22 protein-coding genes are annotated in these 22266 nt (G+C 64.3%); 6 read left to right on the top strand and 16 right to left on the bottom strand.

All coding sequences use genetic code 11. From position 1 onward, the window contains the following. Window positions 1–44: 44 nt before the first annotated feature. The 3 genes from C6W88_RS07045 to C6W88_RS07035 all read right to left on the bottom strand — a co-directional run bounded on the left by C6W88_RS07045 (window position 45) and on the right by C6W88_RS07035 (window position 2271). A complete protein-coding gene (locus tag C6W88_RS07045) occupies window positions 45–401 on the bottom strand; it encodes a hypothetical protein (RefSeq protein WP_045991653.1) in 357 nt (118 codons plus the stop codon). 91 nt (window positions 402–492) lie between these two features. Beyond that, window positions 493–768, bottom strand: a complete 276-nt coding sequence (locus C6W88_RS07040; protein WP_045991652.1) for an HU family DNA-binding protein — start codon at window positions 766–768, stop codon at window positions 493–495. Between the two features lie 342 nt (window positions 769–1110). Further along, window positions 1111–2271, bottom strand: a complete 1161-nt coding sequence (locus tag C6W88_RS07035; RefSeq protein WP_108131977.1) for an FAD-dependent oxidoreductase — start codon at window positions 2269–2271, stop codon at window positions 1111–1113. Between the two features lie 161 nt (window positions 2272–2432). On the opposite strand from C6W88_RS07035, the gene C6W88_RS07030 reads away from it, so the two are divergent. The 4 genes from C6W88_RS07030 (at window position 2433) to phoR (ending at window position 6355) form a co-directional block, all read left to right on the top strand. After that, window positions 2433–3071, top strand: coding sequence for a chorismate--pyruvate lyase family protein (locus C6W88_RS07030; RefSeq protein WP_108131976.1), 639 nt, complete (start codon window positions 2433–2435; stop codon window positions 3069–3071). 197 nt (window positions 3072–3268) lie between these two features. Next, window positions 3269–4162: a 4-hydroxybenzoate octaprenyltransferase gene (gene ubiA, locus C6W88_RS07025; RefSeq protein ID WP_108131975.1), complete on the top strand. Its 894-nt coding sequence runs from the start codon at window positions 3269–3271 to the stop codon at window positions 4160–4162. Window positions 4163–4276: 114 nt separating this feature from the next. After that, window positions 4277–4966, top strand: coding sequence for a phosphate regulon transcriptional regulator PhoB (gene phoB / locus C6W88_RS07020; RefSeq protein ID WP_045991649.1), 690 nt, complete (start codon window positions 4277–4279; stop codon window positions 4964–4966). A 60-nt stretch (window positions 4967–5026) separates the two neighbouring features. Further along, a complete protein-coding gene (gene phoR / locus C6W88_RS07015) occupies window positions 5027–6355 on the top strand; it encodes a phosphate regulon sensor histidine kinase PhoR (protein ID WP_045991648.1) in 1329 nt (442 codons plus the stop codon). A gap of 174 nt (window positions 6356–6529) precedes the next feature. Here the strand turns inward: phoR and C6W88_RS07010 are convergent, their stop codons facing one another. From C6W88_RS07010 to C6W88_RS06980, 7 genes are all read right to left on the bottom strand, one after another. Further along, entirely contained in the window at window positions 6530–6865 is a 336-nt protein-coding gene (locus tag C6W88_RS07010) for a YnfA family protein (RefSeq protein ID WP_197037082.1), read from the bottom strand. A 94-nt stretch (window positions 6866–6959) separates the two neighbouring features. Next, on the bottom strand, window positions 6960–7688 hold the full coding sequence (gene cysZ / locus C6W88_RS07005; protein WP_108131974.1) for a sulfate transporter CysZ: 729 nt from the start codon (window positions 7686–7688) through the stop codon (window positions 6960–6962). Window positions 7689–7827: 139 nt separating this feature from the next. Next, complete coding sequence (phoU, locus tag C6W88_RS07000) at window positions 7828–8562, bottom strand: phosphate signaling complex protein PhoU (protein WP_108131973.1); 735 nt, start codon at window positions 8560–8562, stop codon at window positions 7828–7830. 32 nt (window positions 8563–8594) lie between these two features. Beyond that, entirely contained in the window at window positions 8595–9368 is a 774-nt protein-coding gene (pstB, locus tag C6W88_RS06995; RefSeq protein ID WP_045994491.1) for a phosphate ABC transporter ATP-binding protein PstB, read from the bottom strand. Between the two features lie 86 nt (window positions 9369–9454). Next, complete coding sequence (gene pstA, locus C6W88_RS06990) at window positions 9455–11020, bottom strand: phosphate ABC transporter permease PstA (protein WP_231498564.1); 1566 nt, start codon at window positions 11018–11020, stop codon at window positions 9455–9457. Next, complete coding sequence (locus C6W88_RS06985) at window positions 11017–12225, bottom strand: ABC transporter permease subunit (protein WP_045994486.1); 1209 nt, start codon at window positions 12223–12225, stop codon at window positions 11017–11019. The genes pstA and C6W88_RS06985 overlap by 4 nt, the downstream gene beginning before the upstream one ends. An 84-nt stretch (window positions 12226–12309) precedes the next feature. Beyond that, a complete protein-coding gene (locus tag C6W88_RS06980) occupies window positions 12310–13251 on the bottom strand; it encodes a PstS family phosphate ABC transporter substrate-binding protein (RefSeq protein ID WP_231498562.1) in 942 nt (313 codons plus the stop codon). A gap of 244 nt (window positions 13252–13495) precedes the next feature. Here C6W88_RS06980 and C6W88_RS06970 point away from each other — a divergent pair, with 244 nt between their 5' ends. Further along, window positions 13496–13903, top strand: a complete 408-nt coding sequence (locus C6W88_RS06970) for an acyl-CoA thioesterase (RefSeq protein ID WP_108132188.1) — start codon at window positions 13496–13498, stop codon at window positions 13901–13903. Between the two features lie 208 nt (window positions 13904–14111). On the opposite strand, the gene C6W88_RS06965 is transcribed toward C6W88_RS06970, so the two are convergent. The 4 genes from C6W88_RS06965 to hexR all read right to left on the bottom strand — a co-directional run bounded on the left by C6W88_RS06965 (window position 14112) and on the right by hexR (window position 18807). Next, the gene (locus C6W88_RS06965) at window positions 14112–15212 is read right to left on the bottom strand and encodes a TRAP transporter substrate-binding protein (protein ID WP_108131970.1); all 1101 of its coding nucleotides are present in this window, start codon (window positions 15210–15212) and stop codon (window positions 14112–14114) included. Between the two features lie 190 nt (window positions 15213–15402). Next, window positions 15403–15618, bottom strand: coding sequence for an aquaporin (locus tag C6W88_RS06960; protein WP_258183932.1), 216 nt, complete (start codon window positions 15616–15618; stop codon window positions 15403–15405). 39 nt (window positions 15619–15657) lie between these two features. Continuing rightward, window positions 15658–17862, bottom strand: coding sequence for a DNA helicase II (gene uvrD / locus C6W88_RS06955; RefSeq protein ID WP_108131969.1), 2205 nt, complete (start codon window positions 17860–17862; stop codon window positions 15658–15660). Window positions 17863–17946: 84 nt separating this feature from the next. Further along, on the bottom strand, window positions 17947–18807 hold the full coding sequence (hexR, locus tag C6W88_RS06950; protein ID WP_045994481.1) for a transcriptional regulator HexR: 861 nt from the start codon (window positions 18805–18807) through the stop codon (window positions 17947–17949). 298 nt (window positions 18808–19105) lie between these two features. On the opposite strand from hexR, the gene C6W88_RS06945 reads away from it, so the two are divergent. Beyond that, a complete protein-coding gene (locus C6W88_RS06945) occupies window positions 19106–19318 on the top strand; it encodes a PA3496 family putative envelope integrity protein (protein ID WP_045994480.1) in 213 nt (70 codons plus the stop codon). Between the two features lie 448 nt (window positions 19319–19766). On the opposite strand, the gene C6W88_RS06940 is transcribed toward C6W88_RS06945, so the two are convergent. Continuing rightward, window positions 19767–21107, bottom strand: a complete 1341-nt coding sequence (locus tag C6W88_RS06940; RefSeq protein ID WP_108131968.1) for a sodium-dependent transporter — start codon at window positions 21105–21107, stop codon at window positions 19767–19769. A 306-nt stretch (window positions 21108–21413) separates the two neighbouring features. Then, entirely contained in the window at window positions 21414–22262 is an 849-nt protein-coding gene (locus C6W88_RS06935; RefSeq protein WP_108131967.1) for a DUF72 domain-containing protein, read from the bottom strand. Window positions 22263–22266 lie beyond the last annotated feature (4 nt).

Here is a 22266-nt window from a genome sequence, read left to right as displayed (position 1 = left end):
CCGGGTGTGGGCCAGGCGTGGGCCGGGTATGAATCAGGTGTGCGTCACAGGTGCTTGAGCAGGCGCTGCAGCCGATCAAGATCCTGGGCGTCGCCCACCAGTCGAAGCTGGCCGGCCATCATGGCATCGAGGAAGGTGCGCTGGGAGGGGCGCCGGAGTACCTTGATCGCGGTCTGACTGTCCTGGAAGCGTAGTTCCAGATCGAGATCCACTGGCAGTCCGCGCTGACTCTCGATCCCCGTGGGACGCATGCGATAGTGGCGCGCGATGGACAGATCTTCGGTGGCGATGCCCCAGTCGAGCCCACCCCGGTCTTGCAGACGTTCGCGGAATCGCGCCTTGCGCTTGAAGGCCCGCTTGAGCATGACGCCCAGCAGCCACAGCATCAGTCTCAGGGTCATGTTGCCTCACCGGTCGACGGGTAGGCGCGGCCCGCTACCGGGCCGCGATATCGATCCACCGCCTGGAGGACAGGCGGTGGTAGTCGTCACCTCAGCGGGCGACTGCGTCCTTGAGCCCCTTGCCGGGCTTGAAGGCGACTGTCTTGCTGGCGGGAATCTTCAGCGGCTGGCCCGTCTGAGGGTTCTTGCCGGTGCGGGCGGCACGCTCGCGCACGGTGAAGGTGCCGAAGCCGATCAACGACACGTCCTGGCCGGAAGACACGCTACCGGTGATTTCGTCGAGGATGACGTTCAACACCTGGCTGGCCTTGTCCTTGGATAGATCGGCACGCTCGGCAATCGCCGCGGCGAGTTCTGGCTTGCGCATACAGCCCTCCTGGTTTGGCTTGATACTCCGGTGCCGTGACACCGGCATCATTGTTATGGAAACACTGTCCGAGTGTCCACACGGGCAGTCCCCGGCCCTGCGCCGTGACAACAGGATCGTTGACCACGACGATGAACATCACGGTGCGCTCAGCGCTTCCTGACTGTCTTTCGACTAGCGAGAGCCACCGCCGACGGGACCTTGCCTCTTCCATCGGTACGAAACCGGCGATACGACACCGGCCAGCCACACGTCGTGGCGGTCGTCCCCGATAGAATTGCCCTGCCTCGGTGGCACCTTCAACGACGGCTGTATCGCGTACAACCCGCGCCGTTGACGAACCTAGCCTAGCAACGGCGGTGCCGCCCGCGCCAGTTCGACTTTCCGACGAACGCATTTTCCCGTCAACGCAAAGCCCTGCAGACGCCCTTCGTCATCCTCGGCCAGGGCGCTGATATCCTCGCCGTCGGCCTCGATTCGCCAATGCACCTTGTCGTTCATCGGCGGCAGCGCCACCACCGGCAGCAGCGGCGTCTTGACCAGCACCGGCCAGGGCCCGTAACGCACCTGGGTGGGACGACCGCACAGGGTCGCAGCCAGCGCCTTGGCCGAAGCCTGCAGCGGCTGCACGTACATGACATTGACACCGTCCACCGAGGCCACATCACCCAGCGCATGAACACGAGGATCGGAGCTTTTAAGGTAGCGATCGACGGCGATGGCATCATTATCTGTCGCGATACCGGCCTCTCGCGCCAGCCGAGAGCGCGGCTTCAGACCGGTGGCCACCAGCACCATATCCGCCTCCAGCTCATGGCCGTCATCGAGGTGCACACCGATGTCACCACCGGCACCTTCGAGCCTGCTCACCAGACGGCCATGGATGACGTCGATGCCGGCCTCGATGAAGGCCTGGCTCAGGGTCTGACCCAACCGCCGGGGCAGCAACCTGGGCAGCAACGAGGGTTCAGGGCCGACCAGGCAGACGCGATGACCACCGGCGTGCAGATCGTTGGCAAATTCACAGCCGACCAGTCCGAGGCCGACGATGGCCACCCGAGCCGGGCGCCCCAGCGCCTCGAGGCCTGCCGAAAAACGCCGATAGTCGTCGAGATCATTGATCGAGAACACCCGTCCGGCCAGGGCATCGGGAATCTCGAAGGGCGCCACGGGGCTGGCACCGGTGGCAATCACCAGATCCGACCAGGGCAGGCGTTCCTGGCCCAGGCTCAGGGTGCGCGACGCCAGATCGATGGCATCGACCCTGGTGTGGGGACGTACCACCGCGCCCAGTTGATCGGCCAGTTCCAGCGCCGAGCGCGCGGCCAGCCGATCCGCCGCCAGGCCCTTGGCGAAGCCGGTGGACAGCAGCGGTTTGGAATAGTCATCGCCTGAGTCGGCGCTGATCAGGGTGATCGGTCGGTGGGCGTCCAGCGCCCGCACCTGGCGTGCCAGGCCTATGCCCGCCATGCCGGTACCGATGATGGTCAAGGGTCCTTGCATCGCTTCCTTCGACTCTGCCGACGACCGCCGGGCGGTCGCTGTTGAAGCTGGGCCGGCCCGCACGGGGCCACACCAGCGGGTGAGTGCTGGGCCACATGGTACACTATGTGCCGACCGACCGGAGCACCGCCCTCCGGTGACGACAGCCCTGCCGAGGCCGCATGACACAGCTTCCTTCCACATTCCGCTCCCAGATCGAGCGCTCGGGGTCCGAACCGGGTAATCCCGCGCCAGCCACAGCCTCTTCGCCGAATGCCGACGCGGCCGATATCGTCGACCCCGGCTGGGTGTCGCTGGCCTCCGGTGGCATCGAGGTGCCCGCTGGCTGGCACGCCTGGCTGGCCTCGCGGGACTCCCTGACCGAACGCCTGATCGAGGCGGCAGGCGCCGGGCACTTTCGCGTACGCCTGCTGGCGGAGGCCAAGGGCCTGCCGTGGCCTGACGAGGCCCACGTGCTGGGTCTGGCCAGCGACGAGCAGGCCTGGCTGCGCGAGGTCGCCCTGTGCGTGGACGAGGAGCCCTGGGTGGTGGCGCGCAGCGTGGCACCGATCGTCGAGCGTCACGACGCTCCCTTCGAAGGCCTCGGCGAGACCTCTCTCGGCAGCTGGCTGTTTCGCCAGCCCGATCTCGAGCGCAGCGCCATTCAGATCGGCCGTAACACCAGGCCGATCCACGGCTATGCCGGGCTGTGGCAACGCCGCTCGGTATTTCGTCACAGCGGCTGGGTGCTGCTGGTGCAGGAGAGCTTTATGCCGGCCATGGGCCGGGCGTTGTCGCTGTCGGCCTCTGCCACCGGCTGACTAGCTGTCGCTCACCGGCCGTCACCCCGCCATCGCCCTTCCGTCGCCACCTTCGGAGCGAGCCGCCTGGCTGGTCATGGCGGTCGGCTCGCGCTAGGCTGCGCCAAGGCTTCTCGGCGATGTTTCTCCGAGGAGCGACTGTTGCCCGGCTAACGCCTCATTTTCGCCTGACCTGCGCCAGAGCATGAGAGAGACCGATGGATCGTTCGCTGCTGCGTCCCCCTGGATACCTGAACCGAATTCCCGACTTTCTGGCGCTGATGCGTCTGGACCGCCCCATCGGTACCTGGCTGTTGATGTGGCCGACCCTGTGGGCGCTGTGGGTGGCCTCCGAGGGCATTCCGGGCCGTGACACCCTGCTGATCTTCGTCGCCGGCGTCTACCTGATGCGGGCGGCGGGCTGCGTGGTCAACGACTACGCCGATCGCCACTTCGATGGCCACGTCAAACGCACCAAGAACCGACCGCTGGCCACCGGCCGCATCAGTGAGCGGGAGGCCAAGGTGCTGTTCGTGTGCCTGCTGGGATCGGCCTTCGCGCTGGTCTGGCTGACCAACGGCTTTACCGTGTGGCTGTCGTTGATCGGAGCGGTGCTGGCCGCCAGCTATCCCTTCATGAAGCGCTACACCCACTTCCCCCAGGTGGTGCTGGGCGCAGCCTTCTCCTGGGCCATTCCGATGGCCTTCGGCGCGGTGCTCGGCGAAGTCCCGATGGTCGCCTGGCTGCTGTTTACCGCCAACGTGCTGTGGACGGTGGCCTACGACACCGAATACGCCATGGTCGACCGCGACGACGACCTCAAGATCGGCATCAAGTCCACCGCGGTGCTGTTCGGTCGCTGGGATACCCGGATCATTGCGCTATTGCAGCTGGCCACCCTGGGGCTGCTGGCCTGGGCCGGCAGCCTGCTGGCGCTGGGCGGCTTCTTCTGGCTCGGCTGGCTGGCCATGGGCGCGACCTTTGTCCACCAGCAGCGGCTGATCAAGAGCCGTGACCGCGACCGTTGCTTCCAGGCCTTTCTCAACAACCACTGGTCGGGCCTATTGCTGTTCGCCGGACTCGGACTGAGCCTCTATCCCTCCCTCGGGTGAGGGAAATGCCCGTCTCGGTCGCTCGACAATGGATACAATGTCATCTAATTGTCACATTGACGTGGTGTCATTTGTCACCGTCGAGTGTAAGACCCTGACCAAGAGGCTCCCGGGATGACCGCCAAGACCGTACTGATCGTCGATGACGAAGCCCCGATCCGCGAAATGATCGCGGTGGCGCTGGAAATGGCCGACTACCGGGTGCTCGAGGCGGACAATGCTCAGGCCGCCCACGCCATCATCGTCGATGACCAGCCAGACCTGCTGCTGCTGGACTGGATGATGCCGGGTACCAGCGGCATCGAACTGGCCCGCCGGCTCAAGCGCGAGGAAACCACCGCAGAGCTGCCGATCATCCTGCTCACCGCCAAGGGTGAGGAGGACAACAAGATCCAGGGCCTCGAAGCCGGCGCCGACGACTACATCACCAAGCCATTCTCGCCGCGAGAACTGGTAGCCCGACTCAAGGCAGTGCTGCGACGCGCCACTCCGCGGGGCGTCGAGGACCCGGTGGAGGTGGAAGGCCTCAAGCTCGACCCGGTCAGCCATCGCGTCAGCGTCGACGGCAAGTCACTGGACATGGGCCCCACCGAATATCGCCTGCTGCAGTTCTTCATGACCCACCAGGAGCGCGCCTACACCCGTGGCCAGTTGCTCGATCAGGTCTGGGGTGGCAACGTCTACGTGGAAGAACGTACCGTCGACGTGCATATCCGCCGCCTGCGCAAGGCCCTGGGGGAACCCCATCAGCAACTGATCCAGACCGTACGCGGTACCGGTTATCGCTTTTCGGCCAAGGTCTGAGCGAGCCATCGACGCAACGCAGCACCAGGAGGGATGAGGTGAACGGAGCCGAGAACTGACGTGGGTCGTCTGTGGAGACGAGAAGTCTGGCGCCTGGCCGTGCTGGTGGGTCTCGGCGCCTTGCTGGGCTGGCCCTTCTCGCTGTCCAGCGTAGGCATCGGCCTGGGCCTGGCGCTTGGGCTCAGCTATCACCTGCGCAACCTGCACGCGATGCACGACTGGCTGACCCACCGCCCCCAGCAGGAACCTCCCACCGCCAGTGGCCTGTGGGGCGAGCTGTTCGATCGCCTCTATCGCTACCAGAAAGGCCAGCGGATCACCCAGCGCCGCCTGCGCTCGACCCTCCAGCGCATCCAGGAGTCGTCCGAGGCAATGCGCGACAGCGTGGTGATGCTCGATCGCCACGGCGACCTGGAGTGGTGGAACAGCTCTGCCGAGCGCATGCTCGGCCTGAAGCCGGCGCTGGACCGCGGCCAGCACATCACCAACCTGCTGCGCGACCCGCGCTTCGTCGGCTACTTCAATGCCCGTGACTACCGCGAACCGCTGAGCCTGCCCTCCCCCATCGACGAGAACATGATCCTGCAGTTCCAGATCACCCTGTACGGTGACGATGAACGCCTGGTCATGGCCCGCGATATCACCCGTCTGCATCGCCTGGAACAGATGCGCCGCGACTTCGTCGCCAACGTCTCCCACGAGCTGCGCACGCCGTTGACCGTGCTCACCGGCTACCTGGAGACCTACAGCGACATGGCCGGCATGCTGCCGGAGCGCCTGGGCAAGGGGGTCGCCCAGATGCAGAGCCAGACGCGCCGCATGCAGAATCTGGTCAACGACCTGCTGCTGCTGTCACGACTCGAGAACGACCAGGGCGGCAGCGACCACGTTCGCCTCGACCCCACCACCCTGCTGCAGGCGGTCAAGCGCGACGCCGAGGCATTGTCAGGCGGCCGCCAGCAGATCGAGGTCGTCGTCGAAGAATCGCGCAGTCTCACCGGCAGCGAGAAGGAGATGCACAGCGCGGTCTCCAACCTGGCCTTCAATGCGGTGCGCTACGCCGGTGACGGCGCCCATATCACGCTACGCTGGCGTGCCTACGGCGAAGGCGCCTGCCTCGAGGTGGAAGACGACGGCGAAGGCATCGATCCGAGGCACCTGCCACGCCTTACCGAACGCTTCTACCGGGTCGACAAGGGCCGCAGCACCGCCACCGGTGGTACCGGCCTGGGGCTTGCCATCGTCAAGCATGTGCTGCTGCGCCACGAGGCACGCCTGGATATCGACTCCCGGCTCGGCGAGGGCGCAACCTTCCGCTGCATCTTTCCCTCGAGCCGGCTGGCAGCGGCCGACCCGGTAGCGCTCGGCCGCGCCGGCGCTGTGCACTAGGGCTTGTCTGAAAAGTGCCTGCGCTCGGTAATACGGCGTTAAAAATCGGATCAAAATGCTCATTTACACCCCGTAAACTGCGCTTTCTCACCGATTTTTGCCTTGTCTAACCTTCGCTCGTCGACTTTTCGGACAGCGCCTAGGCCCCGCCAGGACGAACAGGGCGTGCTCCCATCAGCTCCTGGGCCCCAGCAGGATGACCGCGGCACCCACCAGACACAGCACTCCCCCGATCAGGTCCCAGCGATCCGGCAGGCGCTGCTCGACCCACCACAGCCAGCCCAGCGACGCCACGATGTAGACGCCCCCGTAAGCGGCAAAGGCACGCCCGGCGTAGTCGGCATCGATCTGACTGAGCAGCCAGGCGAAGGCCACCAGACTCGCCACCGCGGGCAGCAGCCACCATGCCGAGGCGTCATCTCGCCACCAGCGCCACACCGCAAAGCAGCCGGCGATCTCGGCCAGCGCCGCCGCGATATAGAGCAAAAGACTTGGCAACAGCGCTGTCATGGCCACTCCCTGCTATCCCCTTTTGACGCCGCACGTCCATCGACAGCGATGCTCAACGCCGTACAACCATCGACAACAGCGCCGACAGTGCCTATCAACGCCTTACCACCGGCAACTGCCGATAGTGCTGATCCCACATCAGCACCGCGCCGGCCACGGCCCCGGGGATCAGAAACAGGTTGGCCAGCGGGATCCAGGTGATCAAGGTCACCAGGCCACCGAAGCTGAGACTCGGCCACCAGCGCGCCGACAGGCGCTTGCGCATATCGGCGAAGCTGACCTTGTTGTTATCCATCGGGTAGTCGAGGTAGGTGATCGCCATGACCCAGGCGCTGAAGGCCGCCCACAACAGCGGCGCGATCAGGTTGACCACCGGAATCCAGCTCAGGATAAACAGCCCGATCATGCGCGGCAGGATATAGGCCAGCTTCAACAGCTCCCTGCCCAGGGCGTCGAGACCGGTCTTGAGCCAGCCCCGGTCGTCGATGGGCTCGCGGCCGGTCAGCTCGACCTCGGCCCGGGCCGCCAGGAAGCCGTAGAAGGGGGCGGCGATCAGGTGGGTAACCAGGGTAAAGCTGAAGAACACGATCAGCCCGAGGCTGACCACAAACAACGGCCAGATCAGCCAGTCGAGCCATTCCAGCCAGCTCGGCACCATGGCCATCCAGCTATCGAGCCAGCCACCGAACTCACCGAGCACGTAGCTGAGCATGCCGGCGTAGACCAGCAGGTTGACCAGAATGGGAAGAAACACATAACGACGCAGGCCCTGGCTATAGACCAGGCGGGTTCCGCGGCGGACCGCCTCGAGGGCATTCAGCATGACATCGATCCTTGGCAGTGGCTGAAGATGACAGTGCCCCAACGACATCGGGCCATCGTCTCGACGATGGCCCGATGCTCAGAGTGCAGGCAACGACCCTGACGGGGCCGGCCTATTGACGCCGCTCAGGGCGTCGAGGTCAAGACGTGCTGCTGTCGTCGAGCAGTTCCTGGTTGAGGTCGTCAGGGGCGATGTGACGGATATCAAGGCCCTTGACCAGATAGATGACGTACTCGGCCAGGTTGTTGGCGTGATCGCCGACACGCTCCAGCGCGCGCAGGATCCACATGATGCCCAGTACCGGAGAGATCGAACGCGCATCTTCCATCATGAAGGTCATCAGCGAACGCATGGCGCTCTGGTACTCGCTGTCGACCCGCTCGTCTTCCTGCACCACCTGCATCGCCAGCTCGGTGTCGAAACGCGCGAAGGAGGTCAGGGCGTCACGCATCATGTGGCGCACGTGCTCGCTGATATTGCGCACCTCGACGAAGCCGCGGGTGCCGTTGTTGCCGTCGACCAGTTCGATGGCGTTGCGCGCGATCTTGCTGGCCTCATCACCGATACGCTCGAGATCCGACGCCGCACGAATCACCGCCAGTACCAGTCGCAGGTCAGAGGCCGCCGGCTGACGGCGTGCCAGCACGCGGGTGCACTCGTCGTCGATCTTGACCTGCATGTCATTGACCGCGCGGTCGTTGTCGACCACACGAGAGGCCAGTGCAGAGTCGGCGTCGAGCAACGAACTGACGGCATCCTGCACCTGCTTTTCCACCAGGCCACCCATGGCCATCAGGTGGGTCTTGAGTTCCTCGAGCTCATGATTGAACTGCCTCGAGATGTGCTGGCTGTGGGTATCGCTGGTGATATCCATGAAGGTCTCCTGAAGAAGCATGGGACGGGACGCTAGCCCACCATGCGTCCAGTGATGTAGTTTTCGGTGCGCCTCAGGCGCGGATGCGTGAACAGGGTGTCGGTCGGGCCGTACTCCACCAGCTCACCGTTGTGCAAAAACGCCGTATAGTCCGACACCCGCGCCGCCTGCTGCATGTTGTGGGTCACCAGCACCAGGGTCAGATGCGGCTTGAGTGTGCGAATCAGCTCCTCGATCTTCAGCGTCGAGATCGGATCCAGGGCCGAGGCCGGCTCGTCGAGCAACAGCACCTCGGGTTCCACCGCCAGGGTCCGGGCGATGACCAGACGCTGCTGCTGGCCTCCCGAGAGCGACCAGGCCGACGCCCGTAGACGCCCCTTGACCTCGTCCCACAGCGCCGCCGACTTCAGTGCCCATTCGACCACATCGTCGATGCGGCGCTTGCTCAAGCCTCCCTGCAGACGCAGGCCAAAGGCGACGTTGTCGTAGATAGACATGGGGAAGGGGTTCGGTGCCTGAAACACCATGCCCACCCGACGCCTGAGCTCGGCCACCGCCACCCTGGGGTCATGGATATCGTGGCCGTCCAGATGAATCTGGCCGTGACGACTGACGTCCTCATTAAGGTCGTGCAGACGATTCAAGGCGCGCAACAGCGTCGACTTGCCGCAGCCCGACGGCCCGATAAAGGCCGTGACCCGATGGCGTGGAATGCGCAGGGTCAGATCCTTGAGCGCCGTCTTGCCGCCATAGGCCAGGGTCAAACCCTGGATATCCAGGCAGGTATCGGCCGCGGAAAACTCCATGACCGCCCCGCGTCGATTTCCCAGTCTTGCCTGGGCCAGCTGACGCTTGGGCAGCTCGCCATCGATGGACATTGCCTCTCCCTGCATCATCGGCGCACCGGGGCACCATGACGCTTACGCAAATAGTGACGCATGAATATTGCAGTCAGGTTAAGCACCAGAATCACCGTGACCAGCAATAGCGCTGTGGCATACACCAGCGGCATCGCCGCCTGGACATCGCTGGAGTGAAAGGCCGCGTCATAGATGTGATACCCCAGGTGCATGAACTTCCTTTCAAGGTGGAGGAAGGGGAACTCCCCGTCCAGCGGCACCTGCGGCGCCAGCTTGGCGACCCCGACCAGCATCAGCGGCGCCACCTCGCCGGCGGCCCGGGCCACCGCCAGGATCAGGCCGGTCAGCATCGCCGGCGTGGCCATCGGCAGCACCACCCGCGTCAAGGTCTCGAAGCGCGTGGCCCCAAGCGCCAGGGCGCCTTCACGCTGGTGCAGCGGGATCCGCGACAGACCTTCTTCGGTGGCCACGATCACCACCGGCAAGGTCAACAGCGCCAGGGTCAGCGAGGCCCACAGCAGTCCGCCGGTGCCGAAGGTCGGCGAGGGCAGCGTCGATTCGAAGAACCAGCGATCGATGCTGCCGCCGATGCCATAGACGAAGACCCCCAGGCCGAACACGCCGTAGACGATGGACGGCACCCCGGCCAGATTGCGCACGCCGATCCGGACCAGTCGGGTCAATCGCCCCTGGTGGGCGACCTCATTGAGGTAGACCGCCGCCAGCACCCCAAAGGGCGTTACCAGAATCGACATCAACAGCACCATCAGGATGGTGCCGAAGATCGCCGGCCAGACGCCACCAGCGGTATTGGCGTCGCGTGGCCCCTGGGACAGAAACTGCCACAGCTCCCGCACCCAGTGGCCGAGTTTTTCATGCCAGGCCATGGCGTTGGGGCGCCAGGCCTCGAGTGTCTCGGCAAGGGCTTGTTCCTGACGACGCCCCTGACCATTCTCGAGCACCACCAGGTCACCCTGCATGCGCTGCTGAAGCTCACTGGCCCGGCGCTGCAGGTCGGCCAGACGTCGATCCTCCGAGCGGTGGCCATCCTGGTCTTCCATGCTGCGGATCAGCGGTAATATCTCGTCGTGGGTCAGACGCCGACGTTCGTCGCGCAGGGCATTGATCTCCTTCAGCCGGGACTCGAGCACCGTCCAGGCATCCGGACCGGTCAAGCGCTGATCACCTGACTGCAAGGCCACCAGACGCCCCAGAAAGGTGCCCCAGTGGCGCCGCTCCAGCACCACCAGATCCTCCGGCGTGGTGTCTTCGGTGATCTGGTCATTGGCGAGCCACCGCCAGATGCCACCGCCGTCATCACGATTGGCGGTCAGATAGCGCCGCTCCAGCCCCTGCCCGGAGGGTAGTTCGCGGGTCGCCAGGGGAACCCCTATCACCGTCTCACCGCTCTTCAGGGTCAACTGGTGGACCGTCGCTGGCCAGAAATTGGACAGGCCCTTGACGCTCAACAGCACCAGCAAGGCCCCCAGCATGATCAGCGACAGCGCCACCGAGGCCGCTGCCAACCAGGCCCAGGGGCCCTCTCGAGTGCGCCGCTTGCCGGGCATGCCCACCGCGGTGTGGCCGGGAATCTTCATGCGTCCCCCTTACGCCGGGTAAAACGACGCTTCAGGCGGGCACGCACCACCTCGGCCAGGGTGTTGACCAGAAAGGTGAAGGCAAACAGGGCCAGCGCCGCCAGCAGCAGCAGCCGATAGTGGCTGCCCCCGGGTGCGGCTTCCGGCAGTTCGATGGCGATGCTCGAGGCCAGCGACCTCAAGCCATCCAGCGGGCTCGCCGTCATCAGCGCGCTGTTGCCGCTGGCCATCAGCACGATCATGGTCTCGCCCACGGCGCGCCCGGCGCCGATCATGATCGCCGAAAAGACACCGGGCAGCGCCACCGGCAGCATCACCCGGGTGAGCGTCTGCCAGCGGGTCGCACCCATGGCCTGGGCGCCTTCGGCCAACTCCCGAGGCACATCGCTCAGCGCATCCTCGGCAAGCGCGTAGATGCCGGGAATCACGGCAAAACCCATGGCCAGCCCGACGATCAAGGCGTTGCGTGCCTGCACGTCGAGCCCCCAGGACTCCTCGACCCACAGGCGCAGGTCGCCATCGAACCACCATCCTTCCCACATCGGCGCCACGCTCATCGCCAGCCACACCAGCAGCAACAGGCAGGGTATCAACCACAGGGCCGCCCAGCGTAACGTCAGGGCAGCCTTCAGCCGATCGGGCAGCCACCGGTAGCCCAACGCCAGCAGCACCACCGCCGCGGGCAGCACCACCACAATCGACAGCGACTGCGCCAGGTGACGTTCGACCCAGGGCCCCAGCGCCAGACCGGCGATAAACCCCAGCACCACGCTGGGCATCGCCTCCATCAGCTCCAGCGTCGGCTTGAGCCGTGCGCGCAGGCCGGGAGACATGTACAGGCTGGAGTGCGCCGCAGCACCCAGGGCCAGGGGAATCGCCACCACCAACGCCCAGGCGGCCGCTTCCAGGGTGCCCCACAACAGCGGGGCCAGGCTCGCCTGGGGCACCGCGGCGTCATCCAGCCGATGGGGCAGCCAGCGATATTCGGGCTCGCCGCTCACGTCTGGCGATGACCACAGCGCCTCCAGCGGAAAGCTAGCGCCATCCGGCCAGAACAGCGGCAGCACCTCGACCAGCAGAAATACCGCAATGGCGACCACCGCCAACAGCACGCCAACCCCTCCGGCCGTGATCAGCATGGTCGCCAGGCGGTCACGTCGCTGTCTCGTCTGGTGCAGTGAGGTTATCGGAGAAGGGTCAGACATTGATCTTGGGCCATCGGTATATAGCGAAAGATTACGACAACTTCATGACACCCAGATGACAACCCGGCCGAGGCCTGGCATCTCTCAAGGCCCGTCCCGTGGCAGTTCAGCCAGCCCCAGGGCATGTCGCTGAGCGGCCAGCACAGACGGCGGCAGCGCCACGAAACCCAGTTCCTTGACCACCCGTTGACCCGAGGGTGACAGCACCATGTCGAGAAAGGCCCGTTCGACGTCGGGAAGCTCGCCCTCGGGGGGGCGATTGACGTAGATCAACAGGTCCCGTGACAACGGATAGCCGCCGCTTCGCAGCGATTGTCGGCGCGGAAGAATCCCGCCTTCGGCGTTGCCGATCGCTACCGCCTTGACGTCCGCATTCAAGTGATTCAGGCCGGCGTAACCGATGCCTGCGGGATCGTCACCCACGGCGGCCACCACGGCGGCAGAGCCAGCCGACACCATGACCGATACCTTGAATTCGCCGTCACACAGGGCGCGGCGACGAAACAATCCATGGGTGCCGGAGACAGCGTTGCGGCCATACAGGTGGATGGTGCCCCCCGGGCGCTCGAGCCCAAGCTGCTGCCAGCGCTCGATGCTCTCGCTGGCACCGCACGCGAGGGTGTCGGAAAAGATCGCATCGAGCTCTGCTCGAGACAGTCGAGACAAGGGGTTGTGGCGATTGACCACCACCACCAGGGCATCCTTGCCGACCACCACCGGCGTTGGCGCGTAGCCATGGCGCTCGATAAAGGCCGCGGACTCGTCCTCCTGCATGGGTCTGGACATGGGGCCCAGCAGGGTGGTGCCGGCGATCAGGGCAGGCGGTGCACTGGCCGAACCGGCCACCTGAAGCTGCAGCCTGACCCCCGGTCGCTGTTCTTCGAACTGCTCGCCCCAACGCAGCATCAACTCCGCCATGGTATCCGAGCCTATCGCATCGAGAGAGCCGGCCACGTCATGGGCGGCAACCTTCGCCGACACCAGCATGGCGGAAAGCACCAGGCCCGAGACCAGCCTCGACGCCACTCTCGACACTGCTCCCGGCGCCACTCTCGACACCGCTGCCGGCGCTTCGCCCGACACCGCTATCGACAGCGTTCTCGGCCCCCGGCTGGGAGCCAACAGCGTGCGCTTGAGCGCACCTATGCAACGCGACAACCTAGACATGCGCTCCCCTGGGCGTTTCATGACACCAACGGTAGAGAAAGACTGACCCGGGTGGGTACCATGACGACACAACAACATCCACGACCAGGCGCCGCCCACCATGATGACAGAACTCGATGACGTTCCCGTGCCAAAGGGACAGCTGACGCTCCAGCTGGCCGCGACACGACAGCATACCAATGCCCACGGCGATATCCCGGCAGGCTGGCTGGTTAGCCTGATGGATCAGGCCGCGGAATGGACCGCCAGCCGCGAGGCGATGGGACGTACCGCCACCGTCGCCATCGAAGGCATGGACTTTCTGTGCCCGGTACGAGTCGGCTCGCTGGTCTGCGTCTACACCGAGGTGCGCGATATCGGCCACAGTTCCATCAAGATCGACGTGGAGGTCTGGATCCGGTCCCTCCAGGACGCCGAAGACGCCGACCTGCACAAGGTCACCGAGGCCCGCCATGTGATGGTGGCACTGGATGACAACGGGCGTATACGTGGCGTCCGATCCGACGCCTGAGCGATACCTCAGCAAGAGCTGGGAACGCGGCCGGCAAGAGAGAGGTGCGAGCTAGACCTGCAAGCTAGTCCTGCGAACTAGACCTGCAAGATAGCCCTTCAAGAGAGGCGCGCCCGCGGCGCGCCTGGTTTTCCGTCGCTAGCCTTCATCACCTCGCCAGGCCCGTCACCGCCGGGTCTGTGCCACCACTTTTGAGCCTCGTCTGGCGTCAGGACTCGCCTTGGCCAAGCACGCTATCGCGGGCCTTCAGGTAGGCGAACTCACCGACGTCAGAGAACTTGCGTACCTGGCGCTGGAAATTGCGATAGGACTCGTAGATCCGCGCCGACGCCTCGTCGTTATCGACCTGCTTCTGCAGCACCTGCTGCGAGGAGTCATGCAGGGCCGCCAGTACTTCCTCCGGAAACGAGCGCAGCTTGACGCCATGCTCGTTGACCAGGGCGTCCAGGGCCTCGGCGTTGCGGAAGGCAAATTCGCTGATCATGGCCAGGTTGGAGGCCTTGGCGGCTTCATTGACCACCGCCTTGAGGTCATCGGGCAGCGCATTCCAGGCATCCAGGTTGACCGTGCCCTCCAGCACCGCGCTGGGTTCATTCCAGGCCGAGGTGTAGTAGTAGTCAGCCACCTGATGCAGACCAAAGGCCAGATCATTGTAGGGCCCCACCCAGTCGGCGGCATCGAGCACGCCGGTCTGCAGGGAGGTGAAGATCTCGCTACCCGGTATGGTCAGGGTGGTCACGCCGATCCCGGCCATCGCCTCGCCGGCGAGCCCTGGCAGACGCAGCTTGAGGCCCTGCATATCCTCGAGCGAGTTGATTTCCTTCTTGAACCAGCCAGCCATCTGGGTGCCGGTGTTACCCACCGCGAAAGGCTTGAGGTTGTGGTCGGCGTAGAGCTCGTCCCACAGCTCCTGGCCGCCGCCGTAGTACAGCCAGGCGTTGGTCTCGGTGGTGGTCATGCCGAAGGGCACGGCGGTAAAGAACTGAGAAGCCGCGACCTTTCCCCGCCAGTAGTAGGAAGCGGAGTGGCCCATCTCGGCGGTTCCCTGGGACACGGCGTCAAAGACCTCCATCGGCGGTACCATCTCGCCGGCACCATGGACCCTGACCTTCATGCGTCCGCCGGACATCCGCTCGATACGCGCTGCCAGATCGTTGGCTCCGGTGCCGAGGGCCGGAAAGTTCTTGGGCCAGGACGTCACCATGTTCCAGGTGATGGTTTCCTGTGCGCTGGCGGTATTGACGAAGGGGGCGGCGGCCACGCCGGCGGCGCCGAGGCCGGCTGTCCTGAGGAAGGAACGACGTTCCATGGGGCGAGCTCCTGAAGCTTGTAGTGTCGACGCCGGGAGCGCAGGGAGCCGCGCTGAAGCGCCATTCCCCGCGCTCGGCGTGGTGTCCGCCAAGCAGTATGCGGCAAAGCGAAATTCGCCTGCAAGCCACCACCATGCAGGTCGGCCCGGCGATGGCCGGGCCGGTTTCCTGCGTCTTGCTCAAGTCACCTCAGGTCGCCTGCTCGCCCACCGGTCGAGCGCTTCCGATCAGGCGGTAGACAAGCGCACCCAGCACACCACCGATCAGCGGCGCCACCCAGAATAACCACAGCTGCGCCAGCGCCCAGTCACCCACGAACACCGCCACCGCCGTGCTGCGCGCCGGATTGACCGAGGTGTTGGTCACCGGGATGCTGATCAGATGGATCAGTGTCAGCAGGCCCATGGCGGTCACCGGCGCCTTGATGACTAGACTGAGACCCCGCTACAGCGCCTCCAGCTTGGCGAAGCCCAGCACCAGCCACTTGTCGCCGTGGCCTTCGAAGCTGACCTGGACACGGGCCCGCTCGCCCTCTCCTTCGGCGTTGAGGATGACCCCCTCCCCGAATACCGGATGGCGTACCCGCTGGCCCAGCGACAAGGCAGGTAGATCGCCGCTCGCCTCCACGGTCGTCTGGGCGAAGCGCGACGGCGTTGGCCGGGCGCTGACCGGACGTGACACCTGGCCACGCAGACGCACCTCCTCGAGCAGCGACTCCGGCAACTCACGCAGAAAGCGCGACGGGCGCTGAAAGGTCTCCTTGCCGTGCATGCGACGGATCTCGGCGTGGGTGAGGTAGAGCTTCTGCATGGCGCGCGTGACCCCGACGTAGCAGAGCCTGCGCTCCTCCTCCAGGCGCCCGGGTTCTTCCAGCGACATGCGGTGGGGAAACAGGCCTTCCTCGACCCCGGCCACGAACACGATGGGAAATTCGAGCCCCTTGGCCGAGTGCAGCGTCATCAACTGGACGCTGTCCTCGAATTCGTCGGCCTCGTGCTCGCCGGCATTGAGGGCAGCTTCGGCCAGAAAGGCTTCCAGCGCGGCCATGCCCTCCCCGGCTTCGACGTTGTCCAGCGTCTCGCCCTGGGTGAAGGCACGGGCGGCGTTGATCAGCTCTTCCAGGTTCTCGACCCGGGCCTGCCCCTTTTCCCCCTTCTCGCTCAGATGATGGTCAATCAGTCCACTGCGCTGATTCACGTGGGCGATGATCTCGTGAAGCGCCATCCCCGAGGTGTCGTTGTCGAGGCCTTCGATCAGATTGGCAAAGGCACCCACGGCGTTGGCCGCACGCCCCTTGAGCGAGCCTTCGGCCAGGGTGTCGTGGATCGCCTGCCACAGCGACACTTCGGTACGACGGGCACGATCGCGCAGTCCCTCCACCGTGCGGGTACCGATACCGCGGGCAGGGACATTGATCACCCGCTCCAGCGAGGCATCGTCGTCGCGGTTGAGCAGCAGCCGCAGGTAGGCCAGCGCATTCTTGATCTCGAGGCGCTCGTAGAAGCGCTGGCCCCCGTAGATGCGGTAGGGCATGCCCTGGCGGATCAGGGTCTCCTCGATAACGCGGGACTGGGCGTTGGAGCGATAGAGGATGGCCACCTCCTGGCGCTTGAACCCCTCGTCGACCTTTTCCTTGATGGTGTCGACGATAAAGCGCGCCTCCTCCAAGTCGTTGAAACCGGCGTAGACCGAAATCGGTTCGCCACGACTGCCGGCGGTCCACAGCTCCTTGCCCATGCGATCCGAGTTCTGCTTGATCAGGGCGTTGGCGGCGTCGAGGATGGCGCTGGTGGAGCGATAGTTCTGCTCCAGGCGCACCGTTTTGGTGTCGGTGAATTCCTGCTCGAAGCGACGAATGTTCTCCACCCGTGCCCCGCGCCAGCCGTAGATCGACTGGTCGTCATCGCCGACTACCGTCATCGGCGTGCGCTGTCCGGTCAACAGCTTCAGCCAGGCATACTGCAGGGTGTTGGTATCCTGGAACTCGTCGACCAGTACGTGGGCGAAGCGCTCCTGATAGTGGGCCAGCAGAGCAGGATTGTCGCGCAACAGCTCGAGGCTCCTGAGCAGCAGCTCGCCAAAGTCGACCAGGCCGCCACGTTCGCAGGTCAGCTGGTAGACGTCATACAGCGCCACCATCTGCTCCACGTAGGCGTCACCGTTGATCCGGACCTGGTGAGGACGCAATCCCTCCTCTTTGCAGCCGCTGATAAACGACTGCACCTGACGGGGCGGAAAACGCTCGTCGTCGATCTTGTTGTCCTTCAACAGGCGCTTGATCAGACGTAGCTGATCATCGGAGTCGATGATCTGGAAGTGCTGGGGCAGACGAGCATCCTGCCAGTGGGTACGCAGCAGGCGGTGGGCGATGGAGTGAAAGGTACCCACCCAGACATGGCGCAGCGAGATCCCTAGCAACGCCTCCAGGCGAGTGCGCATCTCCCTGGCGGCCTTGTTGGTGAAGGTCACCGCCAGCACCGCGTAGGGCGAGAGACCTTCCGCCTGCATCAGCCAGGCGATGCGATGGACCAGCACGCGGGTCTTGCCGGAACCGGCGCCGGCGAGCACCAGCATATTGCCCTGGGGAGCGCAGACCGCCTCATGCTGCGCCGCATTGAGGCCGTCGATGATCGCCGTGACGTCGTCCATGGAGAAGGCACCGCTCGAGATCGAAAATGGGCGCCCAGTCTACCACAGCGATGCTGGATAAATGGACAGGCAGGGCGCCCTCGGTCAGGAAGGATCGGACTCCGGATAGCGCAGCGGGTTGAGGCTGCGCTTTACCGCCTTGAGCTGCTCGGCGAGCTTGGGGCCCCGGGTCTTCGCCACTCCCACCGCCAGCACGTCGACCAGTACCAGATGGGCGATACGGGAACTCATGGGCGTGTAGATCTCGGTGTCTTCGGGCACATCGATGTACAGCGGCAGGTCGACTTCGTCCGCCAGGGGGGAGCCACTGGGACAGAGACCGACCACGGTGGCGCCCGCCTCCCGTGCCAGCTTGACGCTGGCCACCAGTGCCCGGGTGCGGCCGGTCTGCGAGATCGCCACCACCACATCGCCTTCCTTGAGGGTCACCGCCGACATGTTCTGCATGTGCGGATCGGCGTAGGCGGCGGTGGAAATCTGCAGCCTGAAAAACTTGTGCTGAGCATCGAAGGCCACCGCACCGGAGGCTCCGTAGCCGTAGAACTCGACGCGATTGGCCATGGCCAGGGCGTTGATGGTCTTGTTCAACGCCTCGTTGTCGAGCCGGTCCCTGATCGACAGCAGGGTCCCCACCGTGGAATCGAAGATGCTGTGGGAAAACTCGGCCACGGAGTCGCTGTCATTCATCGAGAACTGCGCGAACTGGCTGCCCGACGCCAGCATCTGCGCCAACTTCAGCTTGAAGTCCTGAAAGCCGTTGCAGCCCAGGGCCCGGCAGAAGCGTACCACCGTGGGCTCGCTGACCTTGGCCTCGGTGGCCAGATCGACGATACGCATGTGGATAACTTCGTCGGGGTTGCGCAATACGAAGCGTGCGACCTTCTGCTCCGACCGACGGAAGTGCTCCATGCGACGTCGCATTTCATCAAACAGCGCGCGACTCACCCTCTACTCCTTTGACTGGCTGGGAGGACCCGGAGCTGGCAGGGCGCAATGCCCGTCGCTATCGATCCGGTCTGGTTCCAGTATGCCCCATGACGGCGTCAAATGCGCCCTGTGCTGCGTCATGCATCGAGCCCCCAGGCCGCCCCTGCGCAACCGGATGGATTTTTTTCTAGCGTTGGCAGAACGTTGCAGGATTGACGTCCACACCGTCATCTTTTTGTCAACTGGGGTATAGTAAAAGGGCAGTGTCGCGCAGCGTCCTGGATGCCGGCACATTCACTGCATAGGAGAATCGATCATGCGTAATGTCGAAAGGTTATCCTCCGTCAAGAGTGAACTCCTCGACATCTTCATGAGCATGGAAGTCGCCGAACACGAAAGGCGCTCCCGCACCGCGGCCCAACGCAACCTGCGAGCCCGCCGCGGCATCGAGCTTCATCGGGAATTCAAGCGTCTATCCGAAGACATCGCCGAACTGCCGGAAGACGGCAACGACGACGAAATGCACTGACCCGGTAGACTGAACCAGCACGCGTGGCCGCCGGCCCGACGTGCGCCAGACCGCCAACAACGCGGGTCTGAACCATATTCGGGGCCTGGCCGCTGGCTCGAGCGACGGCCGGCCCATCCCTTGCGAGAATCGCACCGACGAGACTCGCCATCGGGTGTCTGTCGCCTGAAAGCCCCAGGCGCGTCAAAGGCACCGCCAAGCGTCCCTCCTGGCATGCTCTCCCAAATGCATGTCTTTGGCTGCAGGCATCAATGAACAAGCACTGACGTCTCGTTGGGCTCCCGCTGAGGCCCCACTGCCACCTCGTTGACGTCCCCCTTTGGTCACTCTGTACGGGCAGCAGTATTGCCCTGCCGCCCGGTTCCGATGGATCGTCTGGCATTGCCTGTCAACGCAGAGACCCGGCACAAGGCCGGGTCTCTGGTCTGGCATGCAGCAATGACGCCTGTTACAGGCTGGAGATGAACACCACCGCCACACCGATGGGCGCCACGAAGCGGGTCAAGGCGACCCACAGTACTTCCTTGCCACCGGACAGACCGAGGTCTTCGGCCACGCCTTCGCGGTTGAGGAACCAGCCCGCGAACAGGATGGCACCCAGGCCGGTCAACGGCAGCATGAACTTGCTGGTCAGCTTGTCCAGCAGGTCGAACACCCCGAGGCCAAACAGTACCGGGTCACTCCACACGTTGAAGGACAGCAGAGCGGCGATACCCAGCGCCCAGGCGCCGATGCCGGAGACCACCGCCGACGCGGAACGCGACAACGGCGTGCGCTCTTCGACAAACTCGACCACCGGCTCGAGCAGCGAAATGGCCGAGGTCAGGGCGGCGAAGGTCAGCAGCAGGAAGAACATCAGGCCCAAGATCAGGCCACCGCCCATATTGCCGAAGGCCAGCGGCAGGGTGACGAAGATCAGGCTCGGGCCGGAGGCCAGGTCGAGCTGATTGGCAAACACGATCGGGAAGATCGCCAGGCCCGCGCCGAGTGCGATCACGGTATCCATGATCACCACGGTGCGTGCGGTCTTGATCAGGTCGACCTTCTCGCCGAGGTAGGAACCGTAGGCGATCATGATGCCCATGCCCAGTGACAGGGTGAAGAAGGCGTGTCCCAGCGCTGCCAGTACCACCTCACCATTGAGTGCTGACCAGTCCGGGTTGAACAGATAGTTCAACGCCTCACCGAAGTGGCCGGTGGTCATGCCGTAGCCCACCAGCACCACCAGCAGCAGCGCCAGGGCCGGCATCAACACGTTGACCGCGCCTTCCAGGCCCTTGGTCACGCCGCGAGCAACGATACCGATGACCAGCAGCATGAAGATGGAGTGCCACAGCAGCAGCAGACCGGGGCTTGCCAGCATGCCGCTGAACAAGGCACCGATACCGTCGGCGTCCTGGCCGCTGAAGTCACCGGTCACGCTACCGAGGGTGTAGTACAGCGACCAGCCACCGATCACGCTGTAGAACGACAGGATCAGGAAGGCACCGATGACCCCGGCGACGCCGACCAGGGCCCAGACCTTGGGCTGACCGGCCTTGGCCGCGACGCTGGCCATGGCATTGACCGGGTTGCTTTGCCCACGCCGACCGATCATCCACTCGGTGACCAGGATCGGCAGGCCGATCAGGCCGATGCACAGCAGGTAGACGAGCACGAAGGCGGCACCACCGCTCTCGCCCACCATGTAGGGAAACTTCCAGATATTACCAAGCCCGACAGCGGAACCGGTGGCGGCGAGGATAAAGGAAAAGCGCGATGACCACTGCGCATGTGTCGTTTTGGACATAAATCACCCTTCGGATACGTGTCGTCATCGATCGATCGGATGCAATGACGGCGTTGTGTTTGTAGTCGCCACGTCCTCGATGGTCCGGGTCACGGATCCACCGATGTACAAGGGGTCTGACGGATGTCAGCAGGATCACTGCCGGCACACCACTCTTCCCCAGCGCAGGGTTCGCGCTGGTCGAGACCGGTGGGTCCAGGCGAGTCACCATCCAAGGATAAGGAGGCGACCGTCTCTGGCCCGTGGCAAGTGACGAACAGCCGACAAAACTAGCGTATGACAATAACAAACGCCAGCCAACAATGGTCAAAGCAGCTGATTCTGTCGATCTCCCGGAAACCCGGGCAATGCCTGCCACCCCATTCTATCGGCGACTCTGGCGTACAGGTTTCTGGCCAGTTCCGGGGCCTCGCGATTATCCGCCGTATGCACAAAAAGAAAAGGGGTTTTCCCCTGTTTTATCCACAAGGCGAGCTGGTCTATCCAGGGGGTGAAATAGTGCTCGTTGATGGCGCTGTCAAGATGGCCAATGAAACGTATCACAGGAAATTTTGCTGTAGAGATCACGTGTAGTGGGCGTCTTGGCTTTTCCGCACGAGCCTGGATCAATCCCGAATGGGCCTCGGGCGGCCCGGAAAACAACGGCCTGACATCCAGCATCACGCGATCGGCGCCATGACTTATCAACAGGGCGTTGATATCTCTCTCGGCGCTCCCCTTGTGGAAAAATTCACTGTGGCGCAGTTCTACTGCGCAGGGTACGTCTTGTGGCCAATCTCGTAGAACCTTCTCCAGAGCAGGCACCTCCTCAGGACCAAAGTCCCTGGGGAGCTGAATCATGACCGGCCCGAGTCGGTCCTTCAGTGGCCACAGGGCCTCGACGAAGTCGCCCACATCGGTCTCGACCTGGCGCAATCGTTTTGCATGTGTCAGCGCCTGGGGCAGCTTGAAGCAGAAGCGAAAGCCCGGTGGCGCCTGGCGGGACCAACCTTCCACCGTCCGTGGCCTGGGCGCCCCGCTGTAGAAGGTGGTATTTCCCTCGACGGCGTTGAATACGGCGGCGTAGTCGTCGAGCCAACCCTCGCGCCCGGCGTGGGGTGGGTAGAGACCACCACGCCAGTCGGGATTGGCCCACATCGGCAGACCAATGTACATGGGC

Origin of the sequence: Halomonas litopenaei (assembly GCF_003045775.1) — a bacterium.
GTDB lineage: Bacteria > Pseudomonadota > Gammaproteobacteria > Pseudomonadales > Halomonadaceae > Halomonas > Halomonas litopenaei.
Note: the sequence above shows the minus strand (reverse complement) of the source record. Positions and strands in the feature narration are given on the sequence as shown.

Bases quoted from the DNA above. Each gene is read 5' to 3' on its own strand.
- C6W88_RS06960 (WP_258183932.1), bottom strand. From the start codon at position 15,618: ATGGGCCTGCTGACACTGATCCATCTGATCAGCATCCCGGTGACCAAC.
- C6W88_RS07045 (WP_045991653.1), bottom strand. From the start codon at position 401: ATGACCCTGAGACTGATGCTGTGGCTGCTGGGCGTCATGCTCAAGCGG.
- C6W88_RS07040 (WP_045991652.1), bottom strand. From the start codon at position 768: ATGCGCAAGCCAGAACTCGCCGCGGCGATTGCCGAGCGTGCCGATCTA.
- C6W88_RS06965 (WP_108131970.1), bottom strand. From the start codon at position 15,212: ATGGAACGTCGTTCCTTCCTCAGGACAGCCGGCCTCGGCGCCGCCGGC.
- C6W88_RS06970 (WP_108132188.1), top strand. From the start codon at position 13,496: ATGACAGAACTCGATGACGTTCCCGTGCCAAAGGGACAGCTGACGCTC.
- pstA (WP_231498564.1), bottom strand. From the start codon at position 11,020: ATGAAGATTCCCGGCCACACCGCGGTGGGCATGCCCGGCAAGCGGCGC.
- C6W88_RS07010 (WP_197037082.1), bottom strand. From the start codon at position 6,865: ATGACAGCGCTGTTGCCAAGTCTTTTGCTCTATATCGCGGCGGCGCTG.
- C6W88_RS06985 (WP_045994486.1), bottom strand. From the start codon at position 12,225: ATGTCTGACCCTTCTCCGATAACCTCACTGCACCAGACGAGACAGCGA.
- pstB (WP_045994491.1), bottom strand. From the start codon at position 9,368: ATGGAGTTTTCCGCGGCCGATACCTGCCTGGATATCCAGGGTTTGACC.
- cysZ (WP_108131974.1), bottom strand. From the start codon at position 7,688: ATGCTGAATGCCCTCGAGGCGGTCCGCCGCGGAACCCGCCTGGTCTAT.
- C6W88_RS06935 (WP_108131967.1), bottom strand. From the start codon at position 22,262: ATGTACATTGGTCTGCCGATGTGGGCCAATCCCGACTGGCGTGGTGGT.
- phoU (WP_108131973.1), bottom strand. From the start codon at position 8,562: ATGGATATCACCAGCGATACCCACAGCCAGCACATCTCGAGGCAGTTC.
- C6W88_RS07035 (WP_108131977.1), bottom strand. From the start codon at position 2,271: ATGCAAGGACCCTTGACCATCATCGGTACCGGCATGGCGGGCATAGGC.
- C6W88_RS06945 (WP_045994480.1), top strand. From the start codon at position 19,106: ATGCGTAATGTCGAAAGGTTATCCTCCGTCAAGAGTGAACTCCTCGAC.
- C6W88_RS06940 (WP_108131968.1), bottom strand. From the start codon at position 21,107: ATGTCCAAAACGACACATGCGCAGTGGTCATCGCGCTTTTCCTTTATC.
- phoB (WP_045991649.1), top strand. From the start codon at position 4,277: ATGACCGCCAAGACCGTACTGATCGTCGATGACGAAGCCCCGATCCGC.
- ubiA (WP_108131975.1), top strand. From the start codon at position 3,269: ATGGATCGTTCGCTGCTGCGTCCCCCTGGATACCTGAACCGAATTCCC.
- uvrD (WP_108131969.1), bottom strand. From the start codon at position 17,862: ATGGACGACGTCACGGCGATCATCGACGGCCTCAATGCGGCGCAGCAT.
- C6W88_RS07030 (WP_108131976.1), top strand. From the start codon at position 2,433: ATGACACAGCTTCCTTCCACATTCCGCTCCCAGATCGAGCGCTCGGGG.